Source organism: uncultured Anaerococcus sp. (assembly GCF_963510915.1).
Lineage (GTDB): Bacteria > Bacillota > Clostridia > Tissierellales > Peptoniphilaceae > Anaerococcus.
The window spans coordinates 1-13340 of sequence record NZ_CAUPHG010000047.1; the positions used below are offsets into that span (position 1 = coordinate 1).

General features: G+C 34.4%; 18 protein-coding genes and 1 pseudogene. 17 read left to right on the forward strand and 2 right to left on the reverse strand.

Translation table 11 applies throughout. The features are described from left to right. A partial coding sequence (locus tag RQ893_RS05285) for a putative manganese-dependent inorganic diphosphatase (protein ID WP_311482006.1) occupies positions 1-1265 on the forward strand: 1265 nt, incomplete at its 5' end. A gap of 46 nt (positions 1266-1311) precedes the next feature. Continuing rightward, positions 1312-1830, forward strand: coding sequence for an NUDIX domain-containing protein (locus tag RQ893_RS05290; RefSeq protein WP_311482007.1), 519 nt, complete (start codon positions 1312-1314; stop codon positions 1828-1830). Between the two features lie 40 nt (positions 1831-1870). On the opposite strand, the gene RQ893_RS05295 is transcribed toward RQ893_RS05290, so the two are convergent. After that, positions 1871-2080, reverse strand: coding sequence for a DUF1858 domain-containing protein (locus RQ893_RS05295; protein ID WP_311482008.1), 210 nt, complete (start codon positions 2078-2080; stop codon positions 1871-1873). A gap of 82 nt (positions 2081-2162) precedes the next feature. On the opposite strand from RQ893_RS05295, the gene RQ893_RS05300 reads away from it, so the two are divergent. From RQ893_RS05300 to RQ893_RS05355, 12 genes are all read left to right on the forward strand, one after another. Further along, positions 2163-2495 carry a hypothetical protein gene (locus RQ893_RS05300; protein WP_311482009.1) on the forward strand — a complete coding sequence of 111 codons (333 nt, stop codon included), beginning with the start codon at positions 2163-2165 and terminating at the stop codon, positions 2493-2495. Then, positions 2482-3132 carry a hemolysin III family protein gene (locus RQ893_RS05305; RefSeq protein WP_311482010.1) on the forward strand — a complete coding sequence of 217 codons (651 nt, stop codon included), beginning with the start codon at positions 2482-2484 and terminating at the stop codon, positions 3130-3132. The genes RQ893_RS05300 and RQ893_RS05305 overlap by 14 nt, the downstream gene beginning before the upstream one ends. A gap of 90 nt (positions 3133-3222) precedes the next feature. Next, entirely contained in the window at positions 3223-5070 is a 1848-nt protein-coding gene (gene htpG, locus RQ893_RS05310) for a molecular chaperone HtpG (protein WP_311482011.1), read from the forward strand. A 181-nt stretch (positions 5071-5251) separates the two neighbouring features. Then, complete coding sequence (locus tag RQ893_RS05315; RefSeq protein WP_311482012.1) at positions 5252-5422, forward strand: hypothetical protein; 171 nt, start codon at positions 5252-5254, stop codon at positions 5420-5422. Between the two features lie 48 nt (positions 5423-5470). Continuing rightward, positions 5471-5824: a hypothetical protein gene (locus tag RQ893_RS05320; RefSeq protein ID WP_311482013.1), complete on the forward strand. Its 354-nt coding sequence runs from the start codon at positions 5471-5473 to the stop codon at positions 5822-5824. Positions 5825-5912: 88 nt separating this feature from the next. Beyond that, positions 5913-6344, forward strand: coding sequence for a hypothetical protein (locus RQ893_RS05325; RefSeq protein WP_311482014.1), 432 nt, complete (start codon positions 5913-5915; stop codon positions 6342-6344). Positions 6345-6910: 566 nt separating this feature from the next. Further along, positions 6911-7384 carry a hypothetical protein gene (locus tag RQ893_RS05330; protein WP_311482015.1) on the forward strand — a complete coding sequence of 158 codons (474 nt, stop codon included), beginning with the start codon at positions 6911-6913 and terminating at the stop codon, positions 7382-7384. A 121-nt stretch (positions 7385-7505) separates the two neighbouring features. Beyond that, positions 7506-8045: a hypothetical protein gene (locus RQ893_RS05335; protein WP_311482016.1), complete on the forward strand. Its 540-nt coding sequence runs from the start codon at positions 7506-7508 to the stop codon at positions 8043-8045. 133 nt (positions 8046-8178) lie between these two features. Continuing rightward, the gene (locus RQ893_RS05340) at positions 8179-9567 is read left to right on the forward strand and encodes an aminopeptidase (RefSeq protein WP_311482017.1); all 1389 of its coding nucleotides are present in this window, start codon (positions 8179-8181) and stop codon (positions 9565-9567) included. A gap of 148 nt (positions 9568-9715) precedes the next feature. Next, positions 9716-9955: a Veg family protein gene (locus tag RQ893_RS05345; protein WP_311482018.1), complete on the forward strand. Its 240-nt coding sequence runs from the start codon at positions 9716-9718 to the stop codon at positions 9953-9955. Positions 9956-10025: 70 nt separating this feature from the next. After that, positions 10026-10865 carry a PHP domain-containing protein gene (locus RQ893_RS05350; RefSeq protein ID WP_311482019.1) on the forward strand — a complete coding sequence of 280 codons (840 nt, stop codon included), beginning with the start codon at positions 10026-10028 and terminating at the stop codon, positions 10863-10865. Then, positions 10843-11805: a D-2-hydroxyacid dehydrogenase gene (locus tag RQ893_RS05355; RefSeq protein WP_311482020.1), complete on the forward strand. Its 963-nt coding sequence runs from the start codon at positions 10843-10845 to the stop codon at positions 11803-11805. The genes RQ893_RS05350 and RQ893_RS05355 overlap by 23 nt, the downstream gene beginning before the upstream one ends. 68 nt (positions 11806-11873) lie before the next feature. Here RQ893_RS05355 and RQ893_RS05360 read toward each other — a convergent pair whose 3' ends face one another. Next, a complete protein-coding gene (locus RQ893_RS05360) occupies positions 11874-12257 on the reverse strand; it encodes a VOC family protein (RefSeq protein WP_311482021.1) in 384 nt (127 codons plus the stop codon). Between the two features lie 152 nt (positions 12258-12409). Here RQ893_RS05360 and RQ893_RS05365 point away from each other — a divergent pair, with 152 nt between their 5' ends. The 3 genes and pseudogenes from RQ893_RS05365 to RQ893_RS05375 form a co-directional block, all read left to right on the forward strand. Then, positions 12410-12703, forward strand: coding sequence for a DUF2089 family protein (locus tag RQ893_RS05365; RefSeq protein ID WP_311482022.1), 294 nt, complete (start codon positions 12410-12412; stop codon positions 12701-12703). Further along, on the forward strand, positions 12700-13005 hold the full coding sequence (locus tag RQ893_RS05370) for a hypothetical protein (RefSeq protein WP_311482023.1): 306 nt from the start codon (positions 12700-12702) through the stop codon (positions 13003-13005). The genes RQ893_RS05365 and RQ893_RS05370 overlap by 4 nt, the downstream gene beginning before the upstream one ends. Positions 13006-13139: 134 nt before the next feature. Further along, a pseudogene (locus tag RQ893_RS05375) lies at positions 13140-13340 on the forward strand (galactoside ABC transporter substrate-binding protein); the annotation flags it as partial.

Genomic DNA, 13340 nt, shown 5'->3' on the forward strand with positions numbered 1-13340 from the left:
TTTGGGATGATAGGATTTTAGGTCGTGCCCACACTCCAATTGACAATATTATTGATGTTTTGGCAGCGAAAATTATTTATCTTGGTGAAGAAGATCCTACTTTCAATGGTAGGATGATGGTTTTTGCTATGGGTGGAAGTAAGGAAGACCTAAAAGACATCTTTACTGAAGGCGATATAGTTATAGCTGGCAATAGGACTGACTATGATATTATCCTAAAGCAAAATATTTCCCTTTTGATTCTTACAAATGGGACAGGTCTTAGTGACGATGTAATTGAGATTGCCAAGGAAAACAAGGTTGCAGTTATTTCTACTGAATACAACACCTTCATGACTTCAAGACTTTTACCAATGACAATTCCAGTTAGCCAGGTAATGACAACTGAGAATTTAATATATTTTAAAACAGACGATACTCTTGATGTGGTCAAAGAAGCCATGGCCAAATCTAGGTTTAGGTCTTATCCAGTAGTTGATGCCACCAAAAAGGTCGTAGGCGCAATTTCAAGATACCATTTGATTGCATCAAATAAGAAAAAACTAATCTTAGTAGACCACAATGAAAGAAACCAATCCATAGATGATATTGAAGAAGCAGAGATTATAGAAATAATCGACCACCACAGAGTAGCAAACATCCTTACAACTGCTCCAGTATTTTTTAGGGCAGAACCTGTTGGATCAACAGCCACAATCATCAGTGAAATGTACTTAGAATCAGGCATCAGACCATCAAAGGAAATTGCGGGTATCCTTTGTGCGGCAATTATTTCTGATACCCTTCTTTTTAGGTCACCAACAACTACTGACATTGATAGGAGGATTCTCGATAGGATGAGCAAGATTGCTGGCATTAATCCAGAAGAATTTGCCGATAAGATGTTTAGGGCAGGAACTTCCTTAAAAGGCAAGTCTGCCAAGGATTTAATCGAGGGAGATATAAAGACCTTTACCATTGGCAATGCTAATGTGAGAGTGGGTCAAGTTTTTACTATGAATCCTGAAGAGCTTGTGCCAATCATGGATGACCTTAAAAAATTAATGGCGGATAAAATCAAGGAAAGAGGAGAAGATACCTTTGTCCTTGTTCTTACAGATATCTTTAACCAAAGGTCAGAACTTCTTGTTGTTGGAGAATATTACGAAGATATCAAAGAAGAGTTTGGAGAATTAACACCAAATGGCACTATAAATGCAGATGGGGTTCTTTCTCGCAAAAAACAAGTAATACCAAAGCTTACAGCTGCAATAATAAAAGCATAATAAATAAGCTTGCCCTTAGTGGCAGGCTTTTTTCCTAGGAGATTTTATGGAAATTTTAGATATTTATGATAAATATAGGATAAAAACAGGAAGGACCTATCCGAGAAATGAAGAAATCCCTAAAGGTGGGCTCAGATTAATTATCCATATCCTAATTTTTAATGATAAGGGAGAACTTTTAATCCAACAAAGGGCAGATTCTAAGAAAATGGGTGGACTTTGGGATTTGACTTGCGGTGGAGCCTGCCAAGCAGGTGAAGATTCTTGGCAGGGAGCAAGGCGAGAACTTTCGGAAGAGCTTGGCATAGATTTTGATTTTTCTAATCTTAGACCAATTTTAACTGCCAATTTCGACCAAGGGTTCGATGATTTTTATCTTGTTAGAAAAAATATTGATATTAAGGACTTAAAATTACAGGAAGAAGAAGTTAAGGATGCTCGCTGGGCAAGTCGAGATGAGGTATTTGACCTTTATACCAAGGGTCTGTTTGTAAGATATAAAAAATCCTACTTGGATTTGCTTTTTGACCTTAATGATGATGATAGATTTATGGAATTTAGATAAAAAAACGTCCCAAACTAGTATCTAGTTTAGGACGAATATCTTAGGCGTTTAGTTGTTCAAGCAAATAATCTGGGTCCATGCCGTGAACCATGCAAGCTTCTTCAAGTGATTCGTAAAGGGCAGTAGGACATGCTATACATCCCATACCGCTCATCATTAGAATGTTGATAGCTTCTGGTTTGGCTTGGATTATATCGCCTATTATCATATCACGAGTGATAGTTACTTTGTTTTCGGTATTTTCTGTCATATTAACCCCCTTTTCATACTAGTAATATTTTACTACCAAAGGGGAAATAATCAAAGTAAAATACTAGGGTATAGGAGGAATTATGGAAAAGGAAAAATTGTTAGAAGAAAAGAAGAATGAATTAAAAATTTTAGAAGAAAAAATTCTTGCTGGTTATAAGGTGAGCTTTTTGAAACTTTTCGCTGCACCCTTGGTCCTAGCAATAGTAGGCATGGTTGTTGGGAGTTTTTGTGGTTTTGACGATACGCAAAAAGTAGGAAGTCTTGTAATTTTATTTTTACTGGCCTTGTTTATTTTTGGAACGATAACAAAGTATAGGCTCAAAAAGCAAGAGGAGATTGATATAGAAAATAGACTAAGACTTCAAAGGGAGATTGTGAAACTTATCAAGGAGCTTAGGAATGAAAATAATTAAATATTCAAAGTCTGAAGAATTTTTAAATATACTTACTCATTTGTTAGGATTTGTTCTAAGCCTAATATTTTTCCTTCCCCTAGTAATTTCTACCTACAAAGAAGGAGATATTGTTGTGTTTTTGGCATGGCTTATTTATTTTATAGCCATTGCTTTGATGTTTTTATCATCAAGCCTATATCATTCAATGACAAATCCTCTTTTGCGTACTATTTTCAGGGCCATCGATCACGGGGTAATTTACCTTACAATCGCAGGCTCCTACACGCCGGTTATCTTAATCGGACTAAAGTCAACCTTTTCTATAATAATTTTTGTAATCATTTGGATACTGGCCATCACTGGAATTTCAATGAACATAATCGCCTTTGCAACAGGCAAGGAAGATAGGATTGGCAAGGCCTCAATGATTATTTATATGGCCATGGGTTGGCTATCAGTGCTTTTGCTTTATCAGATTTATAAGTATATTGGGATTTCATATATCTTGTATTTGGTCTTAGGCGGTCTATTTTACACTATTGGGGCAGTCTTTTATGCCATCAAAAAAATTCCTTACAACCACGCCATTTGGCATATTTTTATCCTAGTTGCGGCCTTTATTATGTTGTATGGAAACATAAAATACCTGGGATAATTGCAAGAAAAATTAATATAAGTATAATGTTAGCAGTCGAAGACATAGACTGCTAATTTATTTGGCAAAAATTCTCAAGGAGGATTAGATATGAAACAAGAATTTAAGGCGGAAGCCAAAAAAGTAATGGATCTTATGATCCACTCAATTTATACAAACAAGGAAATATTTTTAAGAGAGCTTATTTCAAATGCTTCAGATGCTCTTGATAAGCTATATTACGAAGATTTAAAGTCTGATACAACCACAAACAAGGACGACTATTTTATAGAAATCATCCCAAATAAGGAAGAAAGAACACTTACAATCAGGGATACAGGAATAGGAATGGACGAGGAAGATTTACAAAACAATCTCGGCACTATTGCCAAATCTGGCACCGAAGCCTTTAGGAAGTCTGTTGACTCATCAGACATCAAGGACCTAATCGGCCAATTTGGTGTTGGTTTTTACTCAGCCTTTATGGTTGCGGAAAAAATCCAAGTCGTATCTAAAAAACACGGGTCAAAAAAGGCCTATAGCTGGGAAAGCGAAGATGCAGACGGTTTTACTATCAAGGAAGCATCCAAGTCAAGCCCAGGTACTGATGTAATTCTTCACCTAAGAGAAAATACAGAAGACGAAAATTACGATATATATTTAGATCAAAACACAATCAGAGGTCTCATACGCAAGTATTCAAACTACATCAGGTACCCAATCAAGATGGAAATTACAAAGACTAGGATTAAGGAAGGTTCTCCAGAAGATAAGCCAGAATACGAAGACTACAGGGATATGACCGTTCTCAATTCTGATAAACCAATTTGGAAGGAAGACAAGAAAAACCTCACAGACGAAGATTATATAAATTTCTATCAAGAAAGTCATTTTGGCTTTGATAAGCCACTTTCATGGCTACATTTCAAGGCGGAAGGCCTAGTTGAATTTAGGGCACTTTTATACATTCCAGAAAAGGCACCTTTTGATTATTATTCGAAAGATAGGCAAATCGGGCTTGAACTTTACTCCCATGGTGTAAAAATAATGGATTCCTGCGATGAAATCATAGACGACGCCTATTCCTTTGTAAAAGGTGTGGTAGAATCTGATGATCTCACCCTAAATATTTCAAGGGAAACCCTTCAACAAAATAGGCAATTAAGGGTAATTTCAAAGCAAATAAACAAAAAAATAAATGCCCACCTAAAGGAAATGATGGAGAAAAATAGGGAAGACTACGAAAAATTTTACAAAGAATTTGCCGATTCTATTAAGGTTTCAATATATGAATCCTACGGGGCAAATAAGGAAGATTTACAAGACCTACTTCTCTTCCATTCTAGAAAAGAAGATAAGCTAATAAGCCTAAAAGAATATAAGGAAAATGCCCCATCAACAGCCGAATTCATCTACTACGGCACAGGTGAATCCCTTGAAAAAATCAAATCTTCTCCAGCATTAAAAATGGTAGGCGAAGACAAGGATGTTCTTCTCTTAGACAAGGCCCTAGATGAATTTTTAATCAAGATGCTAGGCGAATACCAAGGACTAAAATTTAAATCAATCACAGCAGAGGAAGAATCTGAGGAGAAAGATAAGGAAGATAGTGAAATCATATCCTTTATCAAAGAAGCCATGCCAGAAGACGTGGTAGATGTGACTTTCACCGACAAATTAGAAGACGTCCCATCTCTAATCAAGGAAAGGGGAGAAGTTTCAATCGAGATGGAAAAGACCCTCAAAAACCAACCAAACGCCTTTGGAATCAAGGCAGAAAAAGTCCTAGAAATATCAACAAAAACAAAAGCTTATGAACTTCTAGAAGAAGCCTACAAGGAAGACAAAGACAAGGCAAAAATGATAGCAGGACTCCTCCTAGACCAAGCAAGGCTCATAGAAGGTCTAGAAATAGAAGACCCGGTTGAATATGCTAAAAATATTTGGAAATTAATTTAAAAATAAAAAGGAAAGTACGAAAAAATCTGTACTTTCCTTTTTTTCTTTATATTAGAAATAAAATTATATATAAGATTATTGTATCCAAATAGGAAAAATAAGATTTTTGATGTATAAAATTCATTGTGATTGAAATTTTGTCCCAGATATGATGCAATATTTGGGACAAAGGAAATTTGCAATGTTCTCATATAAAGAAGAAATAGAAAAGAAAATAAGTGATTTTGAATCAAATAAATTATTTTTTGTAAAAGAGTTTTTAGATATTACATCTTATGTTACGGCAAGAAAGACATTAAATAGGATAGTTAATGAAAGAGTTTATTTTATTTTGAGAACTTATTATACTTGAAAATGGTATAGTGAAAATAATAACTTATATTGAGTGGAGGAGAATATATTGGGACAAGGAACTTGTGCATTTTGCGAAAAACGACTGACTGATCATGATGGCAGTATTGTTTATGACGTTTATGAAAAAGAAGCTTTAATAAATTACCATAAAAAATTTTTAAAACAAGATAATCCAGAGCTAGATTCGATAGTTTTCGGAAGCGAAGAAATCGATTATTATATATTATGGCTATGTGAAGATTGCAAGACCGCAAATGTTTGGTCTCAAAATTCTGATAAATATAGAGCCTTTAAATTAACAGAAGATTTGAGTAAAAAAATAGATTTGAATGAAATAAAAAAACTTCAAGAGATTTTTATTATTCATTCCCTAGATGATACTTCAAATATATATTATTAATATTGATGAAAATTTTTTAGATAGAGTATATAAACTATTCATGGAATTAAATTAATGTTATGATTTAGCAAGAAAATAGGAGGAATTTATGCTAATCGATCCAATAAAATTTAATGAATTAGAAGTCGTTCTAAGAGAAAAAGGTAAATTAGAAGAATTTGAAAAAGAAAGTGGAGAAATTTTAGGAAGGGCGATGATTACACTCGGTGAAATTCCAGAAGAATTAAAACGTGAAGTTTTAAAGGACTATAATGATAAAGAAGTATATGTTTTTAACTGTTCTTTCGATTTTTATGATTCTTATTTAGGGATAGCCTTGGAAAAACAAAGTTTACGCCCTATATCTAGTATATGGATTACTGATCAACAGGAAGGTTCGGATGTACCAAGTCAAGACTGGATTAAATTTTTTGTAAGGGTATTGGCGGAATATGTTATTAATAATGACGGAGGATTTGGAATACCACTCTATATCTTTGTAAATGATGACTCAGAACTTGTAATAGAACCTACTTTCTAATACATTAAAAACACTAATGGATAAGGCAAGCAATGAAGTTGCAAGAGAAGTCAATAATATTTTGCTACAAACTTACTGGGAGATTGACGTATCATAGTAGAAGATGAGCAAGGACATGAACAAAGGCTAATTATGAAATATAATAAAAGAAAAAGACTAATTATTTTATGCCTTACCTTACTTATTATGTGCATTCCAATTAAATACAATTATAAGGACGGGGGCAAAGTCTCTTAGAGGGCGATTTTGTATTCTTATACGAAATATCACAGACTTATTGATGATGATTCGTATTATACAGCTAATGAATTTTTAATTTTTCCATTTAATTTTTTAAAATGAAAGGAATTTCACAATGAAAAAGGTGATTAATCCACAGAGATATAAAAACGGTGATATCTTTAGTGGCACATAAATATTTGAAATTAATTTTAAAAGGAGCTGACTTATAAGAATATTTATAATATTTGTAAAATCTGTTTAGTTATGGTTTTTTAATAATGATTTCTACCTGTGTGTCTAGACAGTGTTATCCATGATTCAAGATTAGATAAGGAGGAGATGAAATGAAAAAAAGATTTACTCTATTAATAGCCATGGTGATGTTCTTAACAGCGATGGCAACAAATGTATTTGCTTCTTCAGCAAATAATAACTCAGAAGTCATCCCTAAAGAATTGCAAGAGTGGTTTAATGGTCTAAGTAAAGAGGAACAATTCAGTGTAAACTATGAGTTATTACAATCACTTAGATTGCCGGATGAAGATATAGAATGGTTAAAATGGTATAATACTCTTTCTAAAGAGGAACAATTAGCCGTGAACTATTTTCCAAGTCAACTTTTAAAAGTGTTCAGTGCTAATGAAGTTTCAAAAGTTAATATTGACGACTTAAAACTAAAAGAAGATAACAAGCAAAAATCTAACAAACCAGCAAGGAAAGCAGGCAACAACGCTAAAACTGGTATCGCTGGAGTAGATGGGGTAGCTGGAATCCTTGCAGCAGCATCAGTTGCTTACGGAGTAAGTAAAAGAAACTAATAATATAATTAACATAGCTGCTAATTAAAAATATGTAAATTAGAGAGCTATTTTGAGCTTAAATCTGCTAAGGATATTGTAAAGCCTTAGGGCTTAATAAAAATGAAGGAAGGTGGATTTTATGAATTATTCTAAGTCTTTGAGTTTTAAGAAAATTTTAACTATTTTGATTGGTTCATTTTTGCTTTCTGTTATGTTTTTGCTGACAAGTTGTAGCAAAGAACCTGTAGCAGAGAACAAAGAGGTGGAATTTCCTTTGGATGATAAGGGATATCCACAAAACAATGTGGTAATGATAAACAACAAAGCTTATCCTATAGATCTTGTAGGAGAATCACATATGGGTTCTGAAATAGAATTTAAAATGGATCAAGATAGCGATATTGTTGAGATTGTTCTTCCTCAATATATTCCTATTAATTATTGGAGTCTTGATGAAAAAGAAAATTTGAATTTGATTTCTTATAATAAGATTGATTTTCCAATTAAAGATGAAAATATGTTAGAAGGCCCATCAGCAGCTGTGCAAAAATTTGTGCTTAATGTTGCAAGAGGAGAAAGTTCAGAAGTTTTACTAAAGTGGGCAAATGTAGATGAGAAAGATAAGTTATTTAAGGATAAAAAAGCGGACTATCTCTTAAAAATAAAAGTAACTTATTAGGATATTTTTGAAGGTAGGCGACTAGAAATAAATCTAGTCGTTTTTTGTTTTTCTATTAAAAATTGCCTATAAACCAGTATAGTAATTATATAAATAACATCGGGGGAAGTTTTCCCTTTTTATTGGAGGAAGTATGGAAGATATTAGAAAATCTGCATGGCTTGAAATGACTGAGGCAGAGTTAAAAGATTTGGACGTTTTTTCTAAGGATTATCTTGGATTTATGGATAAATCTAAGACAGAAAGAATGGCTGTTAAGGAAATTATTAAAAGAGCAGAAGCATCTGGTTTTAAACCACTTGAAGACTTAATTAAGGCTGGCGAAGTTAAGGCAGGGGCTAAGGCCTATGCTATAAATAGAAATAAGGCAGTGGCTTTATTTGTGATTGGTTCAAAGGATCTTGAAGAAGGCATGACTATTGTTGGTTCTCACCTTGATAGTCCAAGGCTTGACCTAAAGCCAGTTCCACTTTTTGAAGAAAGTCACGCAGCTTACTTAAAAACTCACTATTATGGCGGTATCAAAAAATACCAATGGACAAATATTCCATTAAGCCTTGTGGGCGTTGCCTTCAAAAAAGACGGTACAAAAGTTGAAATATCAATAGGTGAAAAGGACGATGACCCAGTATTTTTCATCTCTGAACTCCTAGTCCACTTATCAGCTGACCTTAACCAAAAAAAGGCTGGAGAAGTTATAGAAGGTGAGAAATTAAACATCATGGTTGGATCAATTCCTCTAAAGGATGAGAAAGAAAATCCTATCAAGAAAAATGTTTTAAAATACCTAAAGGAAACCTATGACCTTGAAGAAGATGACTTTATGGTGGCAGAATTAAATGTAGTGCCTGCTACCAAGGCTCGTGATGTAGGTTTTGATAGGTCAATGATTATGGCCTATGGCCACGATGATAAGGTATGTTCTTTTGCTTCTCTAAAGGCAATCATTGAAGCAGGCGAGGACACTCCAGAAAAAACTCTAGTAGGCCTTTATGTTGACAAGGAAGAAATCGGATCTGTTGGGGCAACAGGTATGACCAGTCAATTTTTTGAAGACATGGTTCTTGAAATATTAGAAGCACAAGGTAAGGGCAATATTGTAAGCCTAAAGAGAGCTTTGAGATCTTCTAAGGTCCTTTCTGCAGATGTAACTCTTGCAGAAGATGCAGGTTATCTTGATGCAACAGAACCAATGAATACAGCTAAACTTGGCCATGGCGTGGCTCTTACAAAATATACAGGTTCGCGTGGAAAAGGTGGCTCAAACGACGCTGCCGGAGAATATTTATCTGAAGTAAGGCTTGCCTTTGCAAAAGAAAATGCAGTTTGGCAAACAGGTGAACTTGGTAAAATCGACCAAGGTGGTGGCGGCACAATCGCCTATATCCTTGCAGAATACGGCATGAGCGTTGTTGATTGTGGTACTCCAGTGGTATCCATGCACGCACCTTTAGAAGTAATTTCTAAAGCAGATCTCTACCAAACTTACAAGGCATATTTAGCATTCTTTAAACACATTTAAGCTATTGATTTCTACGCATTTACTAGGAAATAAAAAACTCCTAAAAATATTTGACATTCGTTTTAGCTAGTGTATAATAATAGTTTTTCTTGACTAAAGCATCATCTGGAAGTATAATGATTCAAGTATCAAATGGAAGGATGATTAAATGACACAAAGATCAGTTCACGATATTAGAAAAGAAGTAGAAAATTCGGTGGGCAAGGAAGTTATCCTTAAAGCCGATATGGGCAGGAAGAGAGTAAAAACTAAGACAGGTGTCATTGTAAATGCATTTCCAAGTGTGTTTACAGTTAAGGTCAACAATGAATTTGATGTTGAAAGAACAATTTCTTACACATATTCAGATATCTTAACATCAGCAGTAAAGTTGACTCCAAACAAATAAAAATACGGGGCTGTTATAAACAGTCCTTTTTTTGTTTTATAGATAAAATCAAAAATTATTGAGAGGTAGTATGAAATACGCAGATTTGCACATGCACACATCATATTCTGATGGGGATTACGATATAAAAGAAGTAATAGAAATGGCTGTGGGAGCAGGACTTAAAACCATGGCCATAACCGACCATGATAGGGCAGACCATTTTGAGAAAATAAAAGAAATCGGCAAAGACTTTGATATTAGGCTAATTAAGGGTCTTGAAATATCTGCCTATGACTTTGATTCTCACAAAAAAGTCCACATGGTTGGCCTATTTTTGCCTGAATCTACACCAGAGATTGACAAGCTAAATGCCATTACAAATAAAAAAAGAGAAGCCTACCACATTTCTCTTTTGCCCAAATTAGCCAAAGATGGATTTGAACTTGATTATGATTATTTAAAGACTTTTGCAAAAAATTCCATAATCTATAAGTCAGATATCTATTGGGCGATGAAGAAAAAATATCCCGAAAAGATGGAAGGGGTTGGTTTTAAGGATATTTTCCACGAAAAAACCACAGATGACCTTGCAAGAACTATGGGCTATATTCCAGTAAAAGATGCCATAGAAGCTGTGAATGCGGACGGGGGCCTATCAATACTTGCCCATCCACAAGAATACAATAATTGGGATGAGATTGAAAAATATAAGCAAATGGGACTTAGAGCTATAGAAATAAACCATTCTAGGATGAAGGACGGAGATTTTGAGAGGGCAAAAGATTTTGCAAAGAGATTAGATTTATTAATGTCAGGTGGGTCTGATTTTCATAGGCTAGGCCGTTTTGACCTTGGAGATTACGGACTAAGCGAGGATGAATTTAAAAAACTAGAGGAGGATTTTTATGAAAAATATTGTAATTCTTGATTCCAAACCTCTAAATCCGGGCGATCTTTCTTTTAAAGATTTAGAAAAAATAGGAAATCTCACTGTTTACAAAGAATGTCCAAATGATAAGGAAGAAATCATAAGAAGAGCCAAGGATGCGGAGATTTTGCTGGTTTGCTATGTGAAAATTACTAGGGAAATCATGGAACAGCTTCCGAATTTGAAATATATTGGGGTCTTATCGACTGGTTTTGATAATATCGACACCAAGGCAGCCAAAGACTTGGCAATTGCAGTGACCAACGTTCCTGCCTATGGGACAGAGGCTGTTGCCCAATTTTCCTTGGCACTCCTTCTTGAAATCACAACAAGGGTTGGCCACCACGACAGGGAAATTAAATCTGGCCGCTGGAAGAAGGCGGGTTTTTGGTATTTTGGTGACTATCCGCTAATAGAATTATATGGCAAAACTATTGGCCTTTTAGGACTCGGTCAGATTGGTCTTGCGGCGGCAAAAATTTATAAGGCCATGGGCATGGAAGTTTTAGCCTACAATCGCAGCCAAAACGAAGAAGCTAAGACCTATGTAAAATATGCTAGTCTTGATGAAATTTACGCTAAAGCTGATATAATCGACCTTCACCTACCATTGACCAAGGATACAAAAAATATAATCAATGAAGATTCAATTTCAAAAATGAAGGACGGGGTCATTATTGTAAATACAGCTAGGGGAGGATTGATTGATGAAAAAGCCTTGCTGGCAGGCCTTGATTCTGGGAAAATTTTTGCGGCAGGCCTTGATGTTAATAAAACCGAACCAATTAACGATGACAATCCACTTTTAGCTTACGATAATATCATCCTAACCCCACACATGGGATGGGGACCTATGGAAACCAGAGAGAGGCTCCTAGGAATTGCCATTGATAATATCCTAGCCTTTGAAAATGGTCAAAGAAAAAATAGGCAAGATTAGAAAAAAATGAAAAATAAAAAATCCAGACTTGGGAATTTTCATAAAATTCTTGGTCTGGATTTTTTGATTTAGTCTGCTTTTTGGATAATTTCAATCCTGTAGCCATCAGGGTCAGTGACAAAAAAATACTTGTTTGAATTAGGTGTAAGACCTCTGATTTCAGTTACTTCGTAGCCTTTGTTTATTAAAGTTTCTCTAAGAGATGCGATGTCTGGGTGGGAAATGGCGATGTGGCCGTAGCCTGTGCCTATTTCGTAGCCTTTTTCTTGGTCGTAATTGTAGGTTAATTCTAATTCATAATCTGGAGAACCAGGAAGCATTAGATAAACTAAGTCAAATTTCTTTTCTGGAAATTCCCTTCTTCTTGACTCCACAAAGCCTAATTCTTCTGTATAAAACTTAAATGATGTATCAAGGTCCTTGACCCTAACCATGGTGTGTAAAAATTTCATATTATCCTCCTTATTTTATTTATAACCCAAAAGAGAAAATATTATTCAAACTAAAATATAATTGAGGATTACCTTCTAATAATTTTTGATAATATTAAAGTTGACTTTAATATTATTTAGGTTTATAATGGTATTAACAAAGGAGGATAGCGATGGGAAATGAAAAAAGAGGATGGATTGAAAATCTTGATGACAGCGAAATCGACTTTATCAAGAGATTTATCCTAGAATCGGGATCCTTAAAGGAAATGGCAGCTATTTACGGGGTTTCCTATCCGACAGTTAGGTTAAGGCTTGATAGGTTGATTGAAAAAATAAAATTAGCCGACAAGGAAGACTTGTCCTATGTCAGCCTAATAAAGTCCATGGCTATAGATGGGAAAATCACCCTAGATGCAGCCAAGATTTTGATTGAAGAATACAAAAAAGAAGGAGAAGAGAAATGAAGCTAGCTGCAGTAAACTCAGTAATTACAATTTTAATTTTGTTTGTGCCATTAATTTTGCAAATTTTGATATGTAAATATACAAAGGGAAGGGCAGGCCTAATCCTTCCAGGGCTTTCTTTTATAATATCGATAATATATATGTTAAATATAGCAGATGATGGTAATTGGTGGATGGCAGTCCTTATAACAATGGTAATAGCCAACATTCCAACAATAATCTACTACTTAATTTACAGGTACTACGACAAAAAAGAAAAACAAAAAGACGAATTAGACAAGATGAAAATCATGGATATGTAAGGGAGCGAGCTTAGCCTTGCTCTTTTTATATTGTAATTCTCCTTATATCTTTGTTGAAATACTTTGTTTTATTTGATACAATGTATATTAATTATTATATTTTTAATTAAAAATCAATCATAAGAGGAGATGAAATGAATAAAAAAATAATTAAAATATCAAGCCTTGCCTTAGCACTTAGCCTAAGTCTTACAGCTTGTTCTGGAAAATTTGATAAAAGTTCAGAAGATGGTTCAGAAACCAAGCAAACTGAAGTTGCAGCTGATAAAGAAGACAAGGTAAAAGAAGATAAGAAATCTAATGAAAATAATCAAAAATTATCACACTTATATAAT